Annotated in this window: 19 protein-coding genes and 1 tRNA gene; 11 read left to right on the top strand and 9 right to left on the bottom strand. The window is 75.2% G+C overall.

The features are described 5' to 3' along the window. The first annotated feature begins 35 nt into the window (after positions 1–35). Both ACI78R_RS19325 and ACI78R_RS19320 read left to right on the top strand, forming a co-directional pair. The gene (locus ACI78R_RS19325) at positions 36–1847 is read left to right on the top strand and encodes a hypothetical protein (protein WP_457041939.1); all 1812 of its coding nucleotides are present in this window, start codon (positions 36–38) and stop codon (positions 1845–1847) included. Further along, on the top strand, positions 1840–2469 hold the full coding sequence (locus tag ACI78R_RS19320) for a hypothetical protein (RefSeq protein WP_457041938.1): 630 nt from the start codon (positions 1840–1842) through the stop codon (positions 2467–2469). The genes ACI78R_RS19325 and ACI78R_RS19320 overlap by 8 nt, the downstream gene beginning before the upstream one ends. Here the strand turns inward: ACI78R_RS19320 and ACI78R_RS19315 are convergent, their stop codons facing one another. Next, positions 2470–3483: an NADPH:quinone reductase gene (locus ACI78R_RS19315; RefSeq protein ID WP_457041937.1), complete on the bottom strand. Its 1014-nt coding sequence runs from the start codon at positions 3481–3483 to the stop codon at positions 2470–2472. A 124-nt stretch (positions 3484–3607) separates the two neighbouring features. Between ACI78R_RS19315 and ACI78R_RS19310 the strand changes: the two genes are divergently transcribed. From ACI78R_RS19310 to ACI78R_RS19300, 3 genes are all read left to right on the top strand, one after another. Next, entirely contained in the window at positions 3608–5464 is a 1857-nt protein-coding gene (locus ACI78R_RS19310) for a putative bifunctional diguanylate cyclase/phosphodiesterase (protein WP_457041936.1), read from the top strand. A 76-nt stretch (positions 5465–5540) separates the two neighbouring features. Next, entirely contained in the window at positions 5541–7400 is a 1860-nt protein-coding gene (locus tag ACI78R_RS19305) for a putative bifunctional diguanylate cyclase/phosphodiesterase (RefSeq protein WP_457041935.1), read from the top strand. Positions 7401–7500: 100 nt separating this feature from the next. Further along, entirely contained in the window at positions 7501–9396 is a 1896-nt protein-coding gene (locus ACI78R_RS19300; RefSeq protein WP_457041934.1) for a glycosyl hydrolase family 28-related protein, read from the top strand. Positions 9397–9459: 63 nt separating this feature from the next. On the opposite strand, the gene ACI78R_RS19295 is transcribed toward ACI78R_RS19300, so the two are convergent. The 3 genes from ACI78R_RS19295 to ACI78R_RS19285 all read right to left on the bottom strand — a co-directional run bounded on the left by ACI78R_RS19295 (position 9460) and on the right by ACI78R_RS19285 (position 13110). Continuing rightward, on the bottom strand, positions 9460–9843 hold the full coding sequence (locus tag ACI78R_RS19295) for a VOC family protein (RefSeq protein WP_457041933.1): 384 nt from the start codon (positions 9841–9843) through the stop codon (positions 9460–9462). 84 nt (positions 9844–9927) lie between these two features. After that, positions 9928–12531, bottom strand: coding sequence for a bifunctional FO biosynthesis protein CofGH (locus ACI78R_RS19290; protein WP_457041932.1), 2604 nt, complete (start codon positions 12529–12531; stop codon positions 9928–9930). A gap of 78 nt (positions 12532–12609) precedes the next feature. After that, positions 12610–13110, bottom strand: a complete 501-nt coding sequence (locus tag ACI78R_RS19285) for a flavin reductase family protein (RefSeq protein ID WP_073419095.1) — start codon at positions 13108–13110, stop codon at positions 12610–12612. A 34-nt stretch (positions 13111–13144) separates the two neighbouring features. Between ACI78R_RS19285 and ACI78R_RS19280 the strand changes: the two genes are divergently transcribed. Together ACI78R_RS19280 and ACI78R_RS19275 are read left to right on the top strand one after the other, a co-directional pair. Beyond that, a complete protein-coding gene (locus ACI78R_RS19280; RefSeq protein ID WP_457041931.1) occupies positions 13145–14569 on the top strand; it encodes a dihydrolipoyl dehydrogenase family protein in 1425 nt (474 codons plus the stop codon). Positions 14570–14597: 28 nt separating this feature from the next. Continuing rightward, a complete protein-coding gene (locus tag ACI78R_RS19275; protein WP_457041930.1) occupies positions 14598–15395 on the top strand; it encodes an SGNH/GDSL hydrolase family protein in 798 nt (265 codons plus the stop codon). A gap of 3 nt (positions 15396–15398) precedes the next feature. Here ACI78R_RS19275 and ACI78R_RS19270 read toward each other — a convergent pair whose 3' ends face one another. Then, positions 15399–17387: a putative bifunctional diguanylate cyclase/phosphodiesterase gene (locus ACI78R_RS19270; protein ID WP_457041929.1), complete on the bottom strand. Its 1989-nt coding sequence runs from the start codon at positions 17385–17387 to the stop codon at positions 15399–15401. Between the two features lie 133 nt (positions 17388–17520). Here ACI78R_RS19270 and ACI78R_RS19265 point away from each other — a divergent pair, with 133 nt between their 5' ends. Then, positions 17521–18549, top strand: a complete 1029-nt coding sequence (locus tag ACI78R_RS19265; RefSeq protein ID WP_457041928.1) for an LLM class flavin-dependent oxidoreductase — start codon at positions 17521–17523, stop codon at positions 18547–18549. A 104-nt stretch (positions 18550–18653) separates the two neighbouring features. Here ACI78R_RS19265 and ACI78R_RS19260 read toward each other — a convergent pair whose 3' ends face one another. Together ACI78R_RS19260 and ACI78R_RS19255 are read right to left on the bottom strand one after the other, a co-directional pair. Continuing rightward, a complete protein-coding gene (locus ACI78R_RS19260) occupies positions 18654–19304 on the bottom strand; it encodes a DUF4333 domain-containing protein (protein ID WP_457041927.1) in 651 nt (216 codons plus the stop codon). A gap of 127 nt (positions 19305–19431) precedes the next feature. Next, positions 19432–19504: transfer RNA gene (locus ACI78R_RS19255), tRNA-Arg, on the bottom strand. A 193-nt stretch (positions 19505–19697) separates the two neighbouring features. Here ACI78R_RS19255 and ACI78R_RS19250 point away from each other — a divergent pair. Together ACI78R_RS19250 and ettA are read left to right on the top strand one after the other, a co-directional pair. Next, positions 19698–20246 (top strand): single-stranded DNA-binding protein, encoded by a 549-nt coding sequence (locus tag ACI78R_RS19250; protein WP_073419100.1) that lies wholly within the window; start codon positions 19698–19700, stop codon positions 20244–20246. Positions 20247–20362: 116 nt separating this feature from the next. Beyond that, positions 20363–22033 carry an energy-dependent translational throttle protein EttA gene (ettA, locus tag ACI78R_RS19245; RefSeq protein ID WP_073419101.1) on the top strand — a complete coding sequence of 557 codons (1671 nt, stop codon included), beginning with the start codon at positions 20363–20365 and terminating at the stop codon, positions 22031–22033. Positions 22034–22103: 70 nt separating this feature from the next. Here the strand turns inward: ettA and ACI78R_RS19240 are convergent, their stop codons facing one another. Then, the gene (locus tag ACI78R_RS19240) at positions 22104–22532 is read right to left on the bottom strand and encodes a phosphatase domain-containing protein (protein ID WP_457041926.1); all 429 of its coding nucleotides are present in this window, start codon (positions 22530–22532) and stop codon (positions 22104–22106) included. A 59-nt stretch (positions 22533–22591) separates the two neighbouring features. Between ACI78R_RS19240 and ACI78R_RS19235 the strand changes: the two genes are divergently transcribed. Beyond that, complete coding sequence (locus tag ACI78R_RS19235) at positions 22592–23023, top strand: acyl-CoA thioesterase (protein ID WP_457041925.1); 432 nt, start codon at positions 22592–22594, stop codon at positions 23021–23023. Between the two features lie 3 nt (positions 23024–23026). Here the strand turns inward: ACI78R_RS19235 and ACI78R_RS19230 are convergent, their stop codons facing one another. Then, entirely contained in the window at positions 23027–23467 is a 441-nt protein-coding gene (locus tag ACI78R_RS19230; protein ID WP_073419104.1) for a YccF domain-containing protein, read from the bottom strand. Positions 23468–23499 lie beyond the last annotated feature (32 nt).

Raw genomic sequence — 23499 nt, 5'->3', positions numbered from 1 at the left:
GACGACGGTCGCAGGAGACCGTGTCAGGAGATCCCATGCCCGCCCAGCTCACTCGATCCCCGTGGCGCCGCGGCGCCTCCCGCGGTGCCGCCCTCGGCCTGGGACTGGTGGTGGTGGCCGGCGCGACCGCGGGCCCCGCGCTGGCGGGCCCGGACAAGGGCGCGGGCAACGGCACCGGCAACGGCAACGGCAGCGCGAACAACGGCAACGCGCCCGGGCAGAACAGGCCGGCCGACACGGCGCCGCCGCTCAACCCCGTGCCCGGCACCGGGGGCGGGAACGGCAACGGACAGGGGACCGGCGGCGTCGGCGGCTCCGGTCAGGGCGCGACGAACGGCCAGGGCGTCGGCGACTCGGTCCCCGGGGGCAACGGCGCGGCCAACGGCAACGGCAACGCCACCCAACCCGTCGTCCCCGCGCCGACGGTGCCCACGACCCAGCCGACGCCGGAGACCACCCCCGATCCGGCGCCCGAGCCCGGTCCGGAGCCGATCGTCCCCACCTTCGGGACCGGCAAGGACGTCACGTTCACCGTCGCGCCCCAGGGGCCCGTGCCCGACGACCTCGACCTCTCCGGTACGACCGTCACGCTGACTGCGGTGGACGGGAGCGGCTGGCGGGCGTCCTGCACCACGGACCCCGCGGGCGAGTGCACCGTCTCGGCGACCATGGCCGGCCTCTGGGAGGAGACGGACGAGGAGCGCCTCGTGGACGGCGTCTACGAGGCGGTCGTCACCGGTGCGGGGACCGGCTTCGCCGACCCGGCCGGCCTCGTCCTGGGCACGGTCGGCATCTGCCAGCCCGACCTCGGGCTCGTGTTCCTCGGAGGCGCCGGGCCGGACTGCTGGACCGGCCAGGACGTCGCCGTGCCGGTCCAGTCGGTCTTCCGCACCACGGTGACCACGACGGTCACCACGCTGGTCGGGGACGAGCAGGTGCCGGTCGAGGGAGCCGCCTACGTGCTCACCGGTGACGGCTACCCGTCGCGGACGGCGGTCCCCGGCGAGGGGGGCGGGCCCGCGGCAGGCGGCACCGACCTCGGTAGCGCGACGAGCAACGCCCAGGGCGTGCTGGTGCACACCGGCCACCTCCTGCCGGGCTCCTCGTGGACGCTGCAGCCGGCCGACCCGCCGGCCGGCTACGACCCCGACACCGCGACCACCTTCACCGTCGCGGGGGACGTGTCGCTTCCGCTGGCCCTCACGCGCCCGCTGACCCGCACGCCCGCCGGTGACGGTGGCCCGTCCGACGGGGACACCGGCGGAGACGGCGACACGGTCGTCCCCGTGCCGGGCGACGGTGGCACCGGCTCGACCGGAGGGGACACCGGCTCGACCGGCGGGGACAGCGGCTCCACGGGCGGCGACACGAGCGTCCCGGACGGGACCGGCACCGGCGGCACGCCTCCCACCGGCGGCGACGGCGGCACCGGGACCACCACCGGCGCCGGGCCGACCACGGGCACGTCGACCGGCACGGGCACCGGCACGGGCACCGGCTCCGGCACCGGCACCGCGGGCGGCACCGGCACCGGCACGGCCGTCGCGCCCGCGGGGACCGGGCGGACGGCGACCGGCGGCACGACCAGCACCGCGGGCGACACTGCCGGCGGGACCGCCGCCGAGTCGGACGGCGCGCCGGCGACCTCGGCCGGGCGGACCTCCGGGGCCGGCACGGGGACGGGCGGCAGCAGCTCGCCCGCGCCCGTGGCCGACGCCGTCGACGAGCCGGCTCTCGAGACCACCGGCGGCGGGTCGGAGCTGACCCTCTGGGGCTTCGGCGTCCTCTTCGTCGCGCTGGTCGTCGTGCTCATCGGGGTGCTGCGGCGCCGCGCCCGCCGTGCCTGACGGTCCGCGCACCGGCTGGTGGGCCCGGCTCCCCGCCGAGGGGGAGCCGGGCTCGCCGGCGCAGCGGGTGCTGGCCGCCGTCCTCGGCGACGCCTTCCCGGCCGGCAGCGTCGTCGACCTGCCCGACGGCCGCCTGCCCGGCGGCTGGCAGCTCCTGGTGCGCGCGGACGCCGCCGGGGACCGCGTCCGGTCGGTGCAGGTGGCGATGCCCACCGCGCCGCTGCTCTGGTACGTCGAGCTGCCCGAGCCGGCGGCGGCCCCGCCGGCCACGACGCTCGTCGCCTTCTCCGACGCCCGTTTCGCCGACGGCACGGTGCTCACCGCGGCGGAGGCCCGCCGCGCCGGGGTCCGCGGCGAGGAGCAGGTGGCCGCCCTGCGCTGGTGGACCGGGCCGGGCCTGGTGCACCAGGTCTATGTCGGCCCGGCCGCCCGCCGGCGCGGCGTGGGCACCAAGCTCGTCCAGGTCGCCTACGGCGTGCAGCACGCCCGCGGCGGCACCCCGCTGCACGGCGACGGGCGGCGCACCGACGACGGCGAGGCGTGGAGCCGCGCCCTGCCCGCCCACGCCGCCTGGCGGGTGGCGGAGCGGACCGAGCGCCTGCCCTCGATGACGCCCGCCTGATCAGGCGGTCACGTCGACGAGCACCTTCCCGGTGATCCCGTCCTGCACGGCCTGGTGTGCCTGCGCGGTCTCGGCCAGCGGGAAGACGTGGAGGGGCAGGCCGGCGTCCTCGCCCACCCGCACGGCGCCGTCGAGCACCGCGGCGTTGACGTCCTCGACGCCGATGACCTTGGCCCGCTCGGGCTCGGTGTAGACGAGCACGAAGTTCCACCGGGCGTTCGGCGCCATCTGCGCGCGTACCGGGATGGTCACCTCGGCGCCGCCGTCGTCGGCGTACATGGCGACCGCGGCGTGCATGCCGACGACCTGCGCGTCGACGGCCGCGTTGCGGGCCGCCGACACCTCCACGACGACGTCCACGCCCTTGGGAGCCACCTTCCGCACCTCGGCGACGACGTCCTGCTGCCGGTAGTCGACGACGTGCGAGGCGCCGGCCGCGGCCGCCAGCTGGGCCTTGCGCGGGCTGCTCACCGTGGCGATCACCGTGGCGTCGGCCCAGCGGGCCAGCTGGATCGCGGCGTTGCCCACGGCGCCCGCGCCGCCCTGCACGAGCACGGTGCGGCCGGTGAGCGAGCCGGGGCCGACCCGGTCGGGCACGGACTCGCCGAGGGTCAGGCAGCGGTGCGCGGTGAGGAACGGGATGCCGAGGGCCGCGCCGAGCTCGAACGAGGGGTCGGGGCCGAGCAGCACCGCCTGCTGCAGCGGCACGACGGTGTACTCGGCGGCGGTGCCCCATGGGCGCTGCCAGGCGGCCTCCCACACCCACACGGCCTGGCCGACGACCGCGGCGTCGACGCCCTGGCCGACCGCCTCCACGGTGCCGGCGCCGTCCTGGCCCGGGACCTGCCCCTCGGGGCCGGGCTGGGTGTTCGTGCGGGACTTCCAGTCGGTCGGGTTCACGCCGGCCCGCGCGAGGCGCACGAGCACCTCGCCGGGACCGGGCTGCGGGGTGGGGCGGTCGGTCAGCTCGAGGACCTCGGGACCGCCGGGCCGGGTGTAGGTGATGGCTCGCACCGCGCCGTCCTACCCGGTGCCGGCTGGCTGTTGCGCACGGCCTCGTTCCGCTCCGCTCACCCCGCGGGGTGACCACTACGCAACGGAACTGATCCGGTGCGGATGTGCGGCCGATACCCGCCGCATGGACGTCCCCGTGCTCGGCCGCCTCCGCCGCTGGCTCCCCGAGGGCCGGCCGCTGCCCGACGAGGTCTGGCAGCGGCGGCACACCGTGCTCCTGCGGCTCGCCGCGGTGCAGGCGGTGGCGATCGGCGTCCTCGCGCTGCTCCGGGACTGGTCACCGGCGGCGGCGCTGGCGGCGTCCGCGGCGGCGGCCTACCCGCTGTCGTTCTGCCTGCTGCCCGGCGCGTCCCGCACGCTGCGCGCGGCCGGCACGACGGCGAGCCTGCTGGCGACGTCGGTGCTGCTGGTGCACGTGGCCGACGGGCTGACCGAGGCGCACTTCCACTTCTTCGTGGTCGTCGGGCTGGTGTCGCTGTACCAGGACCGGCTCCCGTTCGGCCTGGCGCTGGCGGTCGTCGTGCTGCACCACGGCGCCGTCGGCACGCTCTTCCCGCACTCCGTGTTCGACCACGGTGCGGCCTTCCGCCACCCGTGGCTGTGGGCGTGCGTGCACGGCGGCTTCGTGCTGGCCGCGAGCCTGGCCAACCTGGCTTCCTGGCGGCTCAACGAGCGGCAGGGGCTGCACGACCCGCTCACGGGCCTCGCCAACCGCACCCGCCTGGTGCAGGGCATCGTCGCGCGGCTGGCCCGCCGCGGCGGCCAGGTGAGCGTGCTGTTCCTCGACCTGGACGACTTCAAGGACGTCAACGACACCCGCGGTCACGCTGCCGGCGACGAGCTGCTCGTCACGATCGCCGAGCGGCTGCGGGCGTGCACCCGCGAGGACGACGAGGTGGGGCGCCTGGGCGGCGACGAGTTCGCCGTGGTGGTCGACGGCGACGCCGACGAGGCCGCCGCCGTCGGCGAGCGGGTGCTCGCGGCGCTGGCCGAGCCGATCGACATCGGCGGTCGCCCCCTGGCCGTGCACGTGAGCATCGGCGTCGCCGACACCGCCACCGCCGGCGACCGGCGCCCCGGCACGCTGCTGCGCAACGCCGACCTCGCCATGTACCGGGCCAAGGCGCTCGGCAAGAACCGGCTGGTGCGCTACCTGCCGGGCATGGCCGAGGCGGCCCAGGACGAGGTCGACCTGCTGGCCGACCTGTCGCTGGCGACGTCGTCGGGGCAGCTGGAGGTGCACTACCAGCCGACGGTCGACCTCTCCGACGGGCGCACCACCGGCTACGAGGCGCTGGTGCGCTGGCACCACCCCACCCGCGGCCTGGTGCCGCCGGCGGAGTTCATCCCGCAGGCCGAGGCCGGCGGGCAGGTGGTCGAGATCGGCGCCTGGGTGCTCGAGCAGGCGGTGCGCCAGGCGGCGGTCTGGTCGGCGGAGGCGGGACGGCCGGTCGGCATGGCGGTCAACCTCTCGCCGCGGCAGCTCGACGACGACGGCGTCGTCGCCCTGGTCGCCGCGACCCTGGCCGACGCCGGCCTGCCCGCGGGCCAGCTGACCCTGGAGGTGACCGAGGGCGTCCTGCTGCGCGACGTCGACCGCGTCGTCGGCAGGCTCGCGGCGCTGCGGGAGCTCGGCGTGCGGATCGCCATCGACGACTTCGGCACCGGCTACTCGAGCATGAGCTACCTGCGCCGGCTGCCGGCCGACGTCCTGAAGATCGACCGCAGCTTCGTCGCCGAGCTCGGCAGCGACGGCCGCTCCACGACGCTGGTGGCCTCGATGATCGAGCTGGCCCGCAGCCTCGGCCTGGAGGTGGTCGCGGAGGGCGTGGAGACCGCCCGGCAGCACGCCCTGCTCGGCGACCTCGCCTGCTCGCACGCCCAGGGGCACCTGTTCGGCCGCCCGCAGCCGGCGCACGACGTGCCGGCCGCGCCGGTGGTGGTCCCCGCGCCCCGGGCGGAGCCGGTCGCCACCGTCTGAGCGCCGCTCACCCCGGAAGGGGGAGCGGAACCGGACCGATCCTGTCGTGCACGACCGATCCCGCCGATGGGACCGCATGGCCCCCCGCGTGCTCGCCCGTGTCCGCGCCCTGCTCCCCGAGGGCCGGCTGCTGCCCGACGAGATCTGGCAGCGCCGGCACACGATGATCCTGCGGCTGTCGGTCCTCGGCGCCGCGGGCCTCGCGGCGCTCGCGCTCGCCCGCGGCGAGTCGGTCGTGGCGGTGCTCGTCTCGGCCGCCCTCACGCTCTACCCGCTGTCGTTCAGCCTGCTGCTCGGGGCCGGCCGCCGGATGCGCGCCGCCGGGACCTCGCTCAGCCTCCTCGTCGCCTGCGCGCTGCTGGTGCACGTCATGGACGGCCTGACCGAGGCGCACTTCGCCTTCTTCGTCGTCGTCGGGGTGGTCTCGCTCTACCAGGACTGGTGGCCCTTCGGGCTGGCGCTGGCCTTCGTCGTCCTCCACCACGGGGCGCTCGGCGCGCTGTTCCCGCACGAGGTCTTCGGGCACGCCTCCGCGCAGCACGACCCGTGGCTGTGGGCGGTCGTGCACGGCGTGTTCGTGCTGGCCGCGAGCCTGGCGCACCTGGCCTCCTGGCGACTCAACGAGCAGCAGGGCCTGCACGACCCGCTGACCGGCCTGGCCAACCGCACGCTGCTGCTCGAGTTGACCGAGCGGCTGCTGGCCGCCCGCCCCGGCCCGGTCAGCGTGCTGTTCCTCGACCTGGACGACTTCAAGGACGTCAACGACACCCGCGGCCACGCCGCCGGGGACCAGCTGCTGACCGCGATCGCCGAGCGGCTGCGCGCCAGCACCCGGCCCTCGGACGCCGTCGCGCGGCTCGGCGGCGACGAGTTCGCCGTCGTGGTCGACGGCGGGGCCGACGTCGCCGAGCGGGTCGGCGAGCGGGTGCTGGCGTCGCTGGCCGAGCCGGTGGACGCCGGCGGGCGGCCGCTGTCGGTGCACGTGAGCATCGGGGTGGCCGACACCGCGACCGCGGGCGACCGGCGGCCCGGGACGCTGCTGCGCAACGCCGACCTGGCGATGTACCGGGCCAAGACGCTGGGCAAGAACCGCCTGGTCCGCTACTCGCCGGGCATGGCGCAGGCCGCCGAGGACAAGGCCACGATGGTCGAGGACCTCGCCGTCGCCGCGGCCGCCGGCCAGCTGACCGTCCACTACCAGCCCACGATCTCCCTGGCCGACGGCGTCACCACCGGCTACGAGGCGCTGGTGCGCTGGCAGCACCCCGAGCGGGGGCTGGTGCCCCCGGCGGAGTTCGTGCCGCTGGCCGAGGAGTCCGGCTCGATCGTCGGGATCGGGCGCTGGGTGCTCGAGCAGGCGGTCCGGCAGGCCGCCGCGTGGACCGCGGAGTCGGGCCGGCCGATCGGCATCGCGGTCAACCTCTCGCCGCGCCAGCTCGCCGACGACGACGTCGTCGGGACCGTCTCCCGGGTGCTCGCCGCCGCCGGCCTGCCAGCGGGGCAGCTGACGCTCGAGGTCACCGAGGGCGTGCTCCTGCGCGACGTCGACCAGGTGGTCGGCCAGCTGGGGGCGCTGCGGGAGCTGGGCGTGCGGATCGCCATCGACGACTTCGGCACCGGCTACTCCAGCCTGTCCTACCTGCGCCGGCTGCCCGCCGACATCGTCAAGATCGACCGCAGCTTCGTGCAGGACCTCGGCTCCGAGGGCCGCTCGACGACGCTGGTGGCCTCGATCATCGAGCTGGCCCGCAGCCTGCGGCTGGAGGTCGTCGCGGAGGGCGTGGAGACCCGCGAGCAGCACGCGCTGCTCGGCGACCTGGCCTGCTCGCACGCGCAGGGCTACCTCTTCGGCCGGCCGCAGCCGGCGCCGGTGCACGACCACGAGCCGCTGCCCGCCGCGGCGCCCGCGGGCCGGGAGCTGCTGCCGGCCACCTGATCCCGGGAGGGGAGTGGCAGGCGAGACGGGATCGTCTACGTTGTGACCGCACCGTGACAGCAGTCACACCGTGCGTACACCCTCGACGATGAGGACGTCCGTGCAGCCAGCAGCTCCCTCTCCCGCCCGGCGCCGCCTCGGCGCCGCCCTCGCGGTCGCGACGGCCCTGTCCGTCTCGCCCCTCACCGCGGGCGTGGCCACCGCCGCCCCGCCGCCCTCCACCAGCCCGACCGCGCCGGCCCTCGGGCAGAACGTCACGGTCTTCGACCCGTCCATGCCCGTCAGCCAGATCCAGGCGACGCTCGACGCCACCTGGGAGCGCCAGCGCGACAACGAGATGGGCACCGAGCGCTACGCCTACCTCTTCCGGCCCGGCACGTACGGCACCGACGAGCAGCCGCTGCAGATCAAGGTCGGCTACTACACCGAGATCACCGGCCTGGGCGAGCAGCCCTCCGACGTGGTCATCAACGGCAAGGTCGAGAGCTACAACCGCTGCCTCGACGGCGGCGGCACCAGCAACTGCATCGCGCTGAACAACTTCTGGCGCACCGTGTCCAACCTGACCGTCGACGTGAACGCCGCCGGCCAGGACGGCTGCCGCTCCACCGCCAACTTCTGGGCGGTCTCCCAGGCGGTCTCGCTGCGCCGGGTGCAGGTCACCGGCGGCACGCTGTCGCTGATGGACTACTGCACCGCCGGCCCGCAGTACGCCAGCGGCGGGTTCATCGCCGACTCCGCGTTCGGCGACGTCGTCAACGGCTCGCAGCAGCAGTGGCTGACCCGCAACAGCTCGCTCGCCTCGTGGTCCAACGGCGTGTGGAACCAGGTGTTCGCCGGCGTCGAGGGCGCGCCGTCGGAGGTGGGCTTCCCGAACCCGCCGTACACGACGCTGGACACCACCCCGGTCAGCCGGGAGAAGCCCTACCTGTTCGTCGGTGACGACGGCCGGTGGAACGTCCGGGTGCCCGCGGCCCGGCAGGACACCCGCGGGGTGAGCTGGGACGAGGGGACGACGGCGGGGCGCACCATCCCGATCGGCGAGTTCCTCGTGGCGACGCCGTCGACGCCGGTGCAGCAGATCAACAACCACCTGGCCCGCGGCGGCCACCTGCTGCTCACGCCCGGCGTGTACGACGTCGCGCGCAGCATCGACGTCAAGCGCGCGGGCACCGTGGTGCTCGGCATCGGGCACGCGACGCTGACCGCCGCCCGGGGTGCGGTGCCGATGACGGTCGCCGACGTCCCCGGCGTCGTCGTGGCCGGCGTGACCATCGACGCGGGCGCCGTCGAGTCGCCGGCGCTGCTGCAGGTCGGCAAGCCGAACGGCAACGGCGGGCGGTCCGACGCGGCCGACCCGACGACGCTGTCCGACGTCTACTTCCGCGTCGGCGGCCCGCACGTGGGCAAGGTGGACACCGCGCTCGAGGTCAACAGCGACGACGTGCTCATCGACCACACCTGGGTCTGGCGAGCCGACCACGGCCTCGAGTCCTTCACCGCCGGCTACCTCGGCGACACCGACCGGTGGCGCACCAACACCGGCCGGGTGGGTGCGGAGGTCAACGGCGACCGGGTGACCGCGACCGGGCTGTTCGTGGAGCACTTCCAGACGTTCAACACGATCTGGAACGGCGAGGACGGCACCACGGTGCTGTACCAGAACGAGCTGCCCTACGACCCGCCCTCGCAGGCCGACTGGCAGCAGCCCGACGGCACGCTCGGCTGGGCCGGGTACAAGGTCGCCGACGACGTGCAGCGGCACCAGCTGTACGGCGGCGGGGTCTACGGCTACCAGCGCAACGCCGCCCCGGGGATCACGACCGAGCGCGGGTTCGAGGTGCCGGAGACGCCGGGGGTGCGGCTGCACCACGTGATGACCGTCCACCTCGACGGCATCGGCGTGATCCGGCACGTGGTCAACGACGTCGGCGCACAGGCCGACACCAGCAACCAGGGCCAGCCGCGGTACGTCGTCGACTACCCGGTCGGCTGACGGCGTGACCCGGTGGGCCGTCGCGGGACCTCCCGCGGCGGCCCATCGGCGCGTCCGGGCCCGTCAGCCCGCGGCTCGGCCCCCCGCGAGCACCGACAGGACGTTGCCCGACGGGTCGGTGAACCAGGCGATGTCGGGGCCCCGCCCGCGCATGACGCCGTGCTCGTCCTGCGGGATGCCGTCGTAGCGCTCGAAGCGCACCCCGCGGGCGGTCAGCTCGGCCACCACCGCGCCGACGTCGTCGACCTGGAAGTTGAGGACGGTGTAGCTCGCCGGGGTGGCGGAGGGCTGCTCGTAGACGAACGTGTCCCGGCCGCCGGCCAGGTGCAGCCAGAGGTTGCCGTTGTCCTCCGACGTCCGCAGCCCGAGGACCTCCCCGTAGAACTGCCGGGCCGCCGCCAGGTCGCGGACGGCGATGCCGCTGAAGGCCCTCGTGTCGGTCAGCATCGGTGCTCCCTCGCGTCGTGCCGGTGTCACGGGGGGAGACGGCGCGGCCCGGGCGGACTCATCGGCCGGCGGTGCCCGCCCGGCTCAGGCCGGGGTGATCGAGAGCGTCAGCGCCCGGCGGCCCTCCTCCGAGCGGGCGGTGGCGAGCCGCTCGTCGGTCGGGGTGCCGTACCCGGTGGTGCGCTGGCGAGCGGGCCGGCCGATCGCGGCGGCCATCGCCTCGAGCTCGGCGATGGTCTTGAGCGAGCCGTTCTCGCTGCCGGCCATCCGGCTGATCGTCTCCTCCATGAGCGTGCCGCCGAGGTCGTTGGCCCCGCCCTGCAGCACCGCCTGGGTGCCGACGTCGCCGAGCTTCACCCACGACGTCTGGATGTTCGAGATCCGCCCGTGCAGCAGCAGCCGCGCGACGGCGTGCACCGCCCGGTTCTCCCGCACCGTCGGCCCGGGCCGGGCGACGCCGGCCAGGTAGATCGGCGCGTTGTGGTGCACGAACGGCAGCAGCACGAACTCGGTGAACCCGCCGGTCTCGTCCTGCTGGCGGGCGATCGTGCGCAGGTGCGCCACCCAGTGCGCCGGGGTGTCGACGTGGCCGTACATCATCGTCGACGTCGTCGGGATGCCCACGCGGTGCGCGGTCCCGATGATCTCCAGCCAGGTCGCCGCGGGCAGCTTGCCCTTGGTCAGCACCCAGCGGACGTCGTCGTCGAGGATCTCCGCGGCCGTGCCCGGAACGCTGTCCAGGCCGGCCTCCCGCGCCGCGCGCAGGAAGTCCTCGAACGACAGCCCGGTGCGGGCGGAGGCGTTGACGATCTCCATGGGGGAGAAGGCGTGCAGGTGGATGCCGGGCTGCCGGCGCTTCACCTCGCGGGCCAGGTCGAGGTAGGCCGAGCCCGGCAGGTCGGGGTGGATGCCGCCCTGCATGCAGATCTCGGTGGCGCCGGCGGCCCACGCGCGGTCGACCCGGTCGCCCACCTCGGACAGCGAGAGCGTGTAGGCGTCGGCGTCGGTGCGCCGCTGGGCGAACGCGCAGAACCGGCAGCCGGTGTAGCAGACGTTGGTGAAGTTGACGTTCCGGTTCACGACGTAGGTGACGTCGTCGCCGGTGACGTCGCGGCGGACGCCGTCGGCCAGCGCGGTCAGCGCCTCGAGGTCGGCGCCGTCGGCGCCGAGCAGCGCCAGGTACTGCGCGTCGCTGAGGCCGGCCGGGGCGCGCTCGGCGGCGCGCAGCGCGGCGTGCACCTCGGGGTCGCCGACGGCCAGGGCGGTGGAGGAGCCGTCGCGGGCCGCCGTCGTCCGGTCCCGGAGGTCCGCCCAGTCGCCGTAGACGGCGTCGAAGTCGCCGCGCCGGTCCGACGTGCGCCCGAGGGTGTCGACCTCCACGTGCAGGTCGGTGCGGCCGGTGGAGACCCACGCCTCGTCGGGCTCCTGCCACGGCAGCCCGGCCGGGACCCGGCCCTCGACGGCGAGGCCGTCGGGCCCGGCCAGCGCGGCCACGTGCGGGCGCACCCGCGGGTCCAGCCACGGCTCGGGCTCCAGCACGTACCGCGGCTGGGCGGCCAGCCGCTCGCGCAGCGTGAAGCCACCCTCCGCGGTCAGCGCGGCCAGCTTGTCGATGTTCGGCCAGGGCCGCTCGGGGTTGACGTGGTCGGGCGTGAGCGGGCTGACCCCGCCCCAGTCGTCGACGCCGGCGCGCAGCAGCAGCCCGAGCTCGGTGGAGTCCGACAGGTTCGGCGGCGCCTGCACCCGCGCCCGCGGGCCGAGCAGCAGCCGGGTGACGGCCACGGCGGCCACGTACTCCTGCAGCGCGAGGTCGTCGTGCGCGGCCATCGCGGTGCGCGGCTTCGCGCGGAAGTTCTGCACGATCACCTCCTGCACGTGCCCGTGCCGCTGGTGCGCGGCCCGGATCTGCAGGACGGCGTCGACCCGCTCGGCGGCGTCCTCGCCGATGCCGAGCAGCACGCCGGTGGTGAACGGGACGGCGGAGCGGCCGGCGTCCTCCAGGACCCGCAGCCGCACGGCCGGCTCCTTGTCCGGGGAGCCGAAGTGCGGGCCGCCGGGCTCGGACCACAGCCGGGTCGCCGTCGTCTCGAGCATCATCCCCATCGACGCCGACACCGGCTTGAGCCGCTGCACCTCCTCCCAGGTCATGACCCCGGGGTTGAGGTGCGGCAGCAGCCCGGTCTCCTCCAGCACCCGGATCGCCATCGCGCGCAGGTAGCCGAGCGTGGAGTCGAAGCCGTGCGCCTCCAGCCACTCGGCGGCGACCGGCCAGCGGTCCTCGGGGCGGTCGCCGAGGGTGAACAGCGCCTCCTTGCACCCCAGCGCCGCGCCCTGCCGGGCGATGTCGAGCACCTCGTCGGGGGAGAGGAACGGCGCCTTCCCCTGGGCCCGCAGCTGCCCGGGCGTGGTCACGAACGTGCAGTAGTGGCAGCGGTCGCGGCACAGGTGGGTGAGCGGGATGAAGACCTTGCGGCTGTAGGTGACGACGCCGGGGCGGCCGGCCGAGGCGAGGCCCGCGTCGCGCACCCGGGAGGCGGCGGTGAGCAGCCGGTCGAGCGGCTCACCGTCGCCGAGGCCTCTCGCCGAGAGCAGCGTCTCCGCCTCGCCGGCGTCGAGGGTCACCCCCCGCTCGGCGCGCGCGAGGGCGCGCCGGAGCGCGGACGGCACGGGGGTCTGCGGCTCGCTCATCGCCCCCGACGCTAGACCTGCCCGCGCCGGGAAGCGCCTGTGTCCCAGGTCACGCCGACCGTCGGGGCCTTTGTCGCGCTATCGGCCCCCGGGGGCGTCGACGTAGCGGCCGCCCAGGCGGAGCAGGGGAGCGGCGTCCTCGTGCAGCACCGGCACCCCCTCGACGGCGAGCAGCGCGAGCACGTGGTCCCCGGCCTCCACCAGCCGGTCGAGGCGGCAGTCCAGTCCGACGACGCCGCCGTCGAGCACCACCGCCCCGCTGTGCGGCGCCCGCGACCACGGCACGCCCTCCAGCAGGTGGCGCGCCGAGGGGCGCCCGGCCGAGGAGAACCGGCTGGCGAGGATCGCCTGCCCGGCCGCGAGCACGCTGACCGCGCACGAGCCCACGGCCTCCAGCACCTCCGCCGGGTAGCCGTCCGCGGTGAGCCCGACCGCCACCAGCGGCGGGTCGGCCGACACGCTCATCACCGAGGTGACGGTCGTGCCGACGTCGTCGATGTCGTCGCGGACGGTCAGCAGCCCCACCCCCGCCGCGTACCGGCGCAGGGCGGCGCTGAACTCGGCGGGGGACACGGGCATGCGGCCAGTCGACCACACCGGCCAGGATGGGCCCGTGAGCAGCGCAGATGAGAAGACCTACGACGTCGTCGTGCTGGGTGCCGGGTCCACCGGCGAGAACGTGGCCGACGTCGTCGTCCGCGGGGGGCTGAGCGCCGTGCTGGTGGAGGAGCACCTCGTCGGCGGTGAGTGCTCCTACTACGCGTGCATGCCGAGCAAGGCGCTGCTGCGCGGCACCGAGGCCATCGCCGAGGCGCGGGCGGTCAAGGGCGCGGCCGCCGCGGTCACCGGCGAGCAGGACGTCGCCGCCACCCTCGAGCGGCGCGACTCCTTCACGAGCAACTGGGACGACGCCGGCCAGGTCTCGTGGGTCGAGGGCGCCGGCATCGACCTGCTGCGCGGCACCGCCCGCCTCGACGGCGAGCGCACCGTCGTCGTCACCGGCCCCGACGGCACCGAGACCCGGCTGAGCGCGCGGCACGCCGTCGCCGTCTGCACCGGGTCGGCCGCGGCGGTCCCGCCGGTCGACGGCCTGCCCGACGTGCAGCCGTGGACCCCGCGCGAGGCCACGAGCGCCAAGGAGGCCCCGCGCCGGCTGCTGGTGATCGGCGGCGGCTACGTCGGCTGCGAGATGTCCTTCGCGTGGAACGCCCTCGGCTCCACCGTCACCCTGCTGCAGCGCGGCGACCGGCTGCTGCCCGGCGCCGAGCCGCAGGCCGGCGACGCCGTGCTCGCCTCGCTGCGCGACCGCGGCGTCGACGTCCGCCTCGACGCCGACGTCACCGCCGCCCGCCGCGACGGCGACGAGGTCGTGCTCACCGTCGGCGGCGAGGAGCTGCGCGGCGACGAGGTGCTCGTCGCGACCGGCCGCGAGGCGCGCACCACCGGGATCGGGGTGGAGACCGTCGGCCTGGAGCCGGGGGAGTACCTCGACGTCGACGACACGCTGCAGGTGCGCGGGCTGCCCTGGCTCTACGGCGTCGGCGACGTCAACGGCCGCCGCCAGCTCACCCACATGGGCAAGTACCAGGCGCGCCAGGCCGCCGCGGCGATCGTCGCCCGGGCCCGCGGCGAGGAGGTCGCCGTCGAGGACTGGTCGCCGTACACCGCGACCGCCGACCGGGCCGCCACCCCGGCCGTCGTCTTCACCGACCCGCAGGTGGCCAGCGTCGGGCTGACCAGCGCGCAGGCCCGCGAGGCCGGCGTGCCGCACCGGGTCGTCGAGTACCCGATCGGCTCGGTCGCCGGCGCCTCGCTGTTCGCCGACGGCTACGAGGGGACCGCGATCGCCGTCGTCGACACCTCGCGGGAGGTGCTGCTGGGCGTCACCTTCGTCGGCCCGGCGGTCGCCGAGCTGCTGCAGGCGGCCACCATCGCCGTCGTCGGGGAGGTGCCGATCAGCCGGCTGTGGCACGCTGTCCCGGCCTACCCCACGGTCAACGAGATCTGGCTGCGGCTGCTCGAGACCTGGCGCGGGTGAGGCCGGCGGCGCGTGCTGAGGTGGTCGGGTGCCCGCACCGTCCCGCTCTCCCTGGCGCCGCTACGTCGCCCTCGGCGACTCGTTCACCGAGGGGCTGAGCGACCCCGACCCCGACCGCCCCGGCGAGTACCGCGGCTGGGCCGACCGGCTCGCCGGGCACCTGGCCGCCACCGCGCCGCACGACGTCGAGTACGCCAACCTCGCCATCCGCGGCCGGCTGCTGCCCCAGGTGCTCGCCGAGCAGGTGCCGGTGGCCCGCGCCGCCCGGCCCGACCTGGTCAGCCTGGTCGCCGGCGGCAACGACCTGCTCCGCCCGGGCGCCGACCCCGACCGGCTGGCCGCCGCCCTGGAGGAGGCGGTGGCCGGCTTCCGGGCCGACGGCGCCGACGTGCTGCTGGCCACCGGCGTCGACCCGCGGCTGACGCCGATCATCCGGCGCACCCGCGGCCGGGTCGCGGTGTTCAACGCCTCGCTGTGGTCGATCGCGGCGCGGCACGGCGCCGTCGTGCTCGACCAGTGGGGTGCGGACTGGCTGCTGGACTGGCGGCTCTGGGACAGCGACCGCATCCACCTCACCGACGAGGGGCACCGGCGGATCGCCCGCGCCGCGGCCGAGGCGCTCGGCGTCCCCGTGACCGGCGACGACGACTGGCGCACCCCGCTGCCCCCGGCCCCGCCGCGCGCGCTGCGGGCGGCGCTGGCCGAGGAGGCGGCGTGGGTGCGCGGGTTCGTCGCCCCGTGGATCGCCCGCCGGGTGCGCGGCCGGTCCTCCGGCGACGGGCGCGCGCCGAAGCGGCCGGTGCCGCTGGCGCTGCCCCGCGCCTGAGGGTCAGGCGCGGGGCTCGTCCCCGTCGCGGTGGGGCTCGTCGGTGTCGTCGACGACCTTGAGGAACGGGCGCGGCGGGAACGGCAGGTCGTCGTCGTCCTCGAGCGCGATGAGGTCGATGCCGTCGCCGCCGGCCACCGGCAGGTCCTCGGCGACGACGGCCTCGAGCTCGCCGGTGACCGCCTCGAGCACCGCGGCGGCCTCCTCGGCGGCCTTGCCGACGATGACCTCGGCGGACGTGGTGTCGGCGCGGCTGGGCAGCGGCGCGGGCCGGCCGAAGGCGTAGCCCTGGGCCATCGCGCAGCCGTGCCGGCGCAGCCACTCGGCCTGGTCGAGGTCCTCGATTCCCTCGGCGATGACCTGCAGGCCCATGCCCTGGCCCAGCTGCAGCAGCCCCTGCACCAGCGCGGCCGACGACGGCTCGCGGACCACCCCGGCGACGAAGGACCGGTCGATCTTCACCGTGTGGATCGGCAGCCGGTGCAGCGCGGTGATCGCGGAGTAGCCGGTGCCGAAGTCGTCCAGCGCCAGCGTGACGCCCCGCTCGGTCACCTCCTGCACCGCCTGCAGGGTGGCCTCGGCGGCGAACAGCGCCGTCGACTCGGTGATCTCCAGCTCCAGCCGCTCGGGCGGCAGGCCCGACTCGTCGAGGGCGTCGGCGACCAGCCGGGTGAAGCCCTCCTCGGCCAGGTGCCGCGCGGACACGTTGACGTGCACCCGCAGCCCGGCCGGCCAGCCGGCGGCGTCGGTGCAGGCCCGGCGGAGCACCCAGGCGCCCAGCTTCGACGTCAGCCGGTTGTTCTCCGCGGCGTCGAGGAAGGCGCCCGGCGGGAGCAGCCCGCGGCTGGGGTGCTGCCAGCGGATGAGGGCCTCGTAGCCCAGCAGCGTCTCGTCGGCGAGGGAGACGATCGGCTGGTAGAAGAGCCGGAGCTCGTCCTCCTCCAGCGCGCGGCGCAGGTCGGTCTCCAGCTGCAGCAGGTCGACCTCGTCCTCGGTTAGGCCGCCGTCGTGCACCTCGATGCGGCCCTGGCTGCCGTCGCGCTTGGCACGGGTCATCGCGCTGTGCGCCTGCTTGAGCAGGTCGTCGGGGGCGACGTCGGAGCCGAGGGTCAGCCCGACGCTCGCCGACAGCACGATCTCCCGGCCGCCGAGCTGGAACGGGTCGTCGAGGACGGCGAGCAGCCGGTCGGCGAGCGCCCGCAGGCCGTCGAGGTCCTCGACGTCCTCGGCGAGGATGAGGAACTCGTCGGCGCCCAGGCGCACGGCGGTGTCCTCGACGCGGGTGCTCCAGCGCAGCCGGTCGGCGACCTGGCTGAGCAGCTGGTCGCCGGCCTCGGTGCCGAGGGTGTCGTTGACCGCCTGGAACCGGTCGAGGTCCAGGTGCACCAGGCCCACCTGCAGCCCGCGGCGGCGGGACAGGGCGAGGGCGTGGGCGAGCCGGTCGGTCAGCGCCCGCCGGTTGGGCAGGCCGGTCAGCGGGTCGGTGAACGCCCGACGGACCAGGTCCTCCTCCGCCCGGCGGCGGTCGGTGACGTCGACCAGCGACAGGACGGCGAACTGCGGCTCGCCGGTGCTGCGGTGGACGACGTCGTGGCTCTGCTGCACCCACAGCTCGGTGCCGTCGGCGCGGCGCAGGCGGCGCTCGCCGTCCTGGCGCAGCCACGGGTCGAGGGCGGCGTCCTCGCCGGGAGCGGGGGCGTCGGGCAGCGGGGCGTCGTCGGGGTGGGCCAGCAGGTCGACGTGCCGGCCGACCATGTCGTCCATCCCGCGGCCGGCCAGCGCGCACAGCGCGTCGTTGACGACCAGGAGGTGCCCGTCGAGGTCGACGAGGGCCTTGGGGACGGGGGAGGAGAGGAAGAGGGCCCGGAACATCTGGCCGCGGTCGGCCAGCAGCGTGTCGATGGCCCGCAGCCTCGTCCCCGCCGGTGCACTGCCGCGCTCGCCGGGCTGGTCGGCCCGGGGCCGCGGCACGTGGGGGGCGCTGAGAGTCACCCGGACAGCCTCGCCGACGTCCCTGCCGGAGTGACGGAACCCGCCCTCGGAATGTCGTGGTCACCTGGTCACATCCGGTGACGACACCGTCCCAACGGGAACATCCGCCCCGCCCCTCGCGCTGGTCTCCGGCGTGGACAAGAAGATCGGGTTCCTGAGCTTCGGTCACTGGCAGCCGATCGCGGGCTCGCGGGTGCGCACCGGGCGCGACGCGCTGGTGCAGACCGTCGAGCTCGCCGTCGCCGCCGAGGAGCTCGGCCTCGACGGGGCGTTCGTCCGGGTGCACCACTTCGCCCGGCAGCTGGCCTCGCCGTTCCCGCTGCTGTCGGCGATGGCCGCGCGGACCTCGCGCATCGAGCTGGGCACCGGCGTGATCGACATGCGCTACGAGAACCCGCTGTACATGGCCGAGGAGGCCGCGGCCACCGACCTGCTCGCCGACGGCCGGCTGCAGCTCGGCGTGAGCCGGGGATCCCCGGAGACGGCGCTGCGCGGCTCGGAGGCCTTCGGCTACGTCCCGCCGGAGGGCGCCACCGACGCCGACCTGGCGCGGGAGAAGACGGCGCTGTTCCTCGCCGCGGTGCGCGGCGCGACCGTCGTCGACGCCGACCCCGGCATGACCGGCGGCGCCCGCGGCCGGCTCGCCGTCCAGCCGCAGTCGCCCGGCCTCGCCGACCGCATCTGGTGGGGCGCCGGCACCCGGGCCACGGGCGAGTGGGCGGCCCGCCAGGGGCTGAACCTGATGAGCTCGACGCTGCTGTCGGAGGACACCGGAGTGCCGTTCGACGAGCTGCAGGCCGAGCAGATCGCTCGCTACCGCGCCGCGTGGGCGGAGGCCGGTTGGGAGCACGAGCCGCGGGTGTCGGTGAGCCGCAGCGTCGTCCCGATCGTGTCCGACCTCGACCGCGTCTACTTCGGCGACGAGCGCCGCTCGTCCGACCAGGTCGGCCTGCTGGAGGGCGTGCGCGCCCGCTTCGGCCGCAGCTACGCCGGCGAGCCCGACCAGGTCGCCGAGGAGCTGGCCAAGGACGCCGCCGTCCGCGAGGCTGACACGCTGCTGATCACCGTGCCGAACATGCTCGGGGTCGAGTACAACGCCGCGCTGCTGGAGAACGTCGCGCGGCACGTGGCACCGGCCATCGGCTGGTCACCCTCGCGCTGACCTGCACCACGACGAGTGGCCCGGGACCTGTGCGGTCCCGGGCCACTCGTCTGTGAGGAGGTGTCGCGGCGCCCGGGGTCAGGGGGCGCCCGCGGGGCGGTCGGTCAGGAGGCGTCGAAGGTGACGTTGCCCGCGGCGTCGACGTTCGCCAGGACCTCGCCGGTGTTGGCCGGGTCGTCGGTGAGGGCGACGGTGCAGGTCAGCTGCAGGCCGTCGGCGGCGACGAGCACGGTGCGCTCGCCGGCGTCGCAGGTGGAGCTCACGGTCAGGCCGGCCTCGGTGGCGAACTGCTCGGTCAGCAGCGCCTCCACGTCGGCCACCGGCACGTAGACCTGGTCGCTCTCGATGGTCACGTTGCCCTCGTCGTCGGTCTGCTCGACGGTGAAGGTGACGTCCTGGCCCTCGAGCGAGCCGGTGCAGGTGGTGACGGTGCCGGCGGCGAGGTCGACGTCGTCGGGGCAGCTGACGTCGGTCAGCGTCACGCCGGCCTGCTCCTGCGCCAGCGACGCGATCTCCCGCTCGGCCGCGGCGGTGTCGAGGACCCGCGGGGCGAAGAGCAGGAACGCGCCGATGCCGAGGCCGGCGAGCACGAGGACGGCGACGACGCTGCCGACGATCGCGCCGGTGCGCTTCTTCTTCGGCTGCTGCGCCGGGGCGCCGAAGCCGGGGGCCGGGAACGGCGGCGGGGCGTAGGGGCCGTGTCCCTGGGGGGCGTACGGCTGGGCGGTGTGGCGGGGGTCGTGGACCTGGGTCATGTCCGGCTCCTCGATCGGGCCCGGGACCGTCCCCGGGTGCTCGGGAGCACCGTGCCGCGCGCCACTTGCGGCGACCTTCGGCGTCACTTGCACGCGACGACAAGTGCGCGGCGACCGATCGGAGGAGCGCGCCCGGCAGGGATCGAACCTGCGACCAAGTGCTTAGAAGGCACCTGCTCTATCCGCTGAGCTACGGGCGCTCGGTCGCCGATGATGGCACCTCCCGCGGCACCCGTGTGCGCCGTGGCACGGCGGGGTGACGATCCGCTCGTGCGGCGTCCACAGGCGCCGGTGGGTCCACAGGCCGCCGCGGACGCCGTCCGCGGGCCGCCGGCGGGCCCAGGGTCGTCGTCGGGCCGGCACCGCGCCGGCCGCGAGACCCCGAGGAGCACCGTGAGCGCCACCGAGATCACCGTCACCGGCAACGTCGTCGCCTCACCCACCCGCGTGCGCACGCAGAACGGCGCCGTGACCAACTTCCGCGTCGCCTCCACCGAGCGCCGCTACGACGCGGCCACCGGCACCTACGTCGACGGGTCCAGCTTCTTCGTCGACGTCGAGTGCTGGAACGAGCTGGGCGCCAACGTGGCGTCCAGCGTCAGCAAGGGCGACCCGGTCGTCGTCCGCGGCCTCCTGCGCACCGAGGAGTGGGAGAACGAGAAGGGCCGGGGCAGCCGGCCGCGGATCCGGGCCCGGGCCGTCGGCCTCGACCTGAGCCGGGGCACGGCCGAGTTCCGCAAGACGCAGCGCAGCACGACCGCCGCGCCCCCGGTGCAGGAGGCCGTGGACGAGGCGCTGCGGGAGGCGCTCGACGGGACGCCGGAGGACGAGATGGACGGCCGGGACTACTCCGGGCCCTCCGAGCCGTTGTACGAGCTGGACCCCGACTCGTCCGCGGGTGGCACGGCGCACGGCGCCCTGCCCGAACCGGCTCTCCACTAGCCGCCCGCGACTGGGAGGATCGGGACCGAGAACGCACGGGGGCCGGGCCGGACCACGCACCGGCCCGCCCTCCCTGCGCACGGACACCGCGCACCGACGGAAGGCTCGAACGCCCAGTGGCTCAGTACATCTACACCATGGCCCGTGCCCGCAAGGCGCACGGCGACAAGGTCATCCTGGACAACGTCACGCTGTCCTTCCTGCCCGGCGCCAAGATCGGCGTGGTCGGCCCCAACGGCGCCGGCAAGTCGACCGTCCTCAAGATCATGGCCGGCCTCGACCAGCCCTCCAACGGCGACGCGTCGCTGGCGCCCGAGGCGACCGTCGGCATCCTGCTGCAGGAGCCGCCGCTCAACGAGGAGCTCGACGTGCGCGGCAACGTCGAGGAGGCGGTCAAGCCGCTGCGCGACGCGCTGACCCGCTTCGAGGAGGTCAGCGCGGCGATGGGTGAGCCCGACGCCGACTTCGACTCGCTGCTCGCCGAGCAGGGCGAGCTCATGGAGGTCATCGAGCAGAACGACGGCTGGGAGCTCGACAACCGCATCGAGCAGGCCATGGACGCGCTGCGCTGCCCGCCCGGCGACGCCGACGTCTCGGTCCTGTCCGGTGGTGAGCGCCGCCGCGTCGCGCTGTGCAAGCTGCTGCTCGAGGCGCCCGACCTGCTGCTGCTCGACGAGCCCACCAACCACCTCGACGCCGAGAGCGTCGCGTGGCTGGAGCAGCACCTCGAGAAGTACGCCGGCACCGTCGTCGCCGTCACCCACGACCGGTACTTCCTCGACAACGTCGCCCAGTGGATCCTCGAGCTCGACCGCGGCCGGGCCTACCCCTACGAGGGCAACTACTCCACCTACCTGGAGACCAAGGCCACCCGCCTCAAGGTCGAGGGCGCCAAGGACGCCAAGCGGCAGAAGCGCCTCGCCGAGGAGCTCGAGTGGGTGCGCTCGGGCGCCAAGGCCCGCCAGGCCAAGAGCAAGGCCCGCCTGCAGCGGTACGAGGAGATGGCCGCCGAGGCCGACAAGTTCCGCAAGCTCGACTTCGAGGAGATCCAGATCCCGCCGGGCCCCCGGCTGGGCAGCGTGGTCGTCGAGACGAAGGATCTCACCAAGGGCTTCGGCGACCGCCTCCTCATCGACGACCTGTCCTTCACGCTGCCGCGCAACGGCATCGTCGGCGTCGTCGGCCCGAACGGGGCCGGCAAGACCACGCTGTTCAAGATGCTGGTCGGCGAGGAGAAGCCCGACGACGGCGACATCAAGGTCGGCGAGACGGTCAAGGTCTCCTACGTCGAGCAGAGTCGCAGCGGCATCGACCCGAAGAAGACGCTGTGGGACGTCGTCTCCGACGGTCTCGACCACATCAAGGTCGGCAACGTCGAGATGCCCTCGCGGGCCTACGTCGCGGCCTTCGGCTTCAAGGGCCCGGACCAGCAGAAGCCGGCCGGCGTCCTGTCCGGCGGTGAGCGCAACCGGCTGAACCTCGCGCTGACGCTCAAGCAGGGCGGCAACCTGCTGCTGCTCGACGAGCCGACCAACGACCTCGACGTCGAGACGCTCAGCAGCCTGGAGAACGCGCTGCTGGAGTTCCCCGGCTGCGCCGTGGTGGTCAGCCACGACCGGTGGTTCCTCGACCGCGTGGCCACCCACATCCTCGCCTACGAGGGCGACTCGAAGTGGTTCTGGTTCGAGGGCAACTTCGCCGACTACGAGAAGAACAAGGTGCAGCGGCTCGGCCCCGAGGCCGCCCGCCCGCACCGGGCCACCTACCGCAAGCTCACCCGCGACTAGTCCGCGGCCGGGCCCTCCGACGGCCGGCCGGAGCACCCGCTCCGGCCGGCCGTCGGCGTCTCCGGGCCGCTCACGGGCGGAACGCGGCGACGAGGCGGGCCTGCCGGCGGGTCTCCACGGCGCGGGCCCGGTAGCGGCGGCGCACGAACGCCACCGCCTCCTCCGGCGGGACGCCGTCGAGCACGGCCAGGCACGCCAGCGCCGTCCCCGTGCGGCCCGTCCCGCCGCCGCAGGCGACCTCGACCCGCTGGGTCGCCGAGCGCTCCCAGGCCTCGGTCAGCGCGGCCCGCAGGTCGCCGAGGTCGGCCGGCAGCCGGAAGTCCGGCCAGCGCACCCAGCGGCCCTCCCAGGCGAGGGCCGGCGGGCGCCGCCCGAGCAGGTAGACGCCGAAGCCCGGCTCCGGGCCTGCCGGCAGGGGACGGCGCAGCCCGCGGCCCCGCACGCGGCGGCCCGACGGCAGGACGAGCACGCCCGGTGCGCCGTCGTCCCACGGGTCCACGGTCCCGACGGTAGGTCGCGGTCGACGGGCACGGGACCGGTGCGGCAGGGTGTCGGACCGTGCGGTTCACGGTGCAGGTCCCGATGCGCTGGTCGGACATGGACGCCTACGGGCACGTCAACAACGTCGTGTACCTGCAGTACTTCGAGATGGCCCGCGTGGCGCTGTTCTTCGAGCGGGCATCGCTGGAGGAGCGGACCGGCCTGCGCCGCGGCACCGTCGTCGCCGCCCACGAGATCGCCTACAAGCGGCCGGTCGTCTACTCCGCCCGCCCGCTCGACGTGCAGATCTGGGTGTCGGGCATCCGCGCGGCCGCCTTCACCTGCCACTACGAGGTGTTCGACCACGAGCGCCTGGCGGTCACCGGCAGCACCCTGCTCGTGCCGTTCGACTTCACGATCGACCGGCCGCGCCGGCTCAGCCTCGACGAGAAGGAGTTCCTGCTCCGCTGGGCCGACGAGCCCGAGCCGGACGCCGCCGCGGGGGAGTAGGCCTCAGCGGTACGCGCCGGCCTGCACCACGCCGCCGCCGGCGTGCATCCAGTCGCGCGGCGGCGCCGTCTCGACCACCCGCTTGCCCAGCGGGAACAGCCCGACGGCGGCCAGCTTGAACGACGCCACGCCGAACGGGATGCCGACGATCGTCAGGCAGAAGACGACGCCCGCCGCGAGGTGCACCAGCGCCAGCCACCAGCCGGCGACCAGGAACCACAGCAGGTTGCCCACCGCCGACGCCACCCCGGCGCCCGGCGCGCGCACCGTCGTCCGCCCGAAGGGCCAGACCACGAAGCCGGCCAGCCGGAACGCGGCGATACCGAACGGGATGGTGACCACGAGGACACAGGCGATCAGCCCGGCCAGCGCGTAGGCCAGCGCCAGCATCCAGCCGTGCAGGACGAGCCAGACCAGGTTCAGCAGCGTGCGGAGGGTGTCCACACCGGTTCCACGGACCGGCGGGCGCCGGGGTT

The organism is Geodermatophilus sp. SYSU D01106, assembly GCF_054049995.1.
Note: the sequence above shows the minus strand (reverse complement) of the source record. Positions and strands in the feature narration are given on the sequence as shown.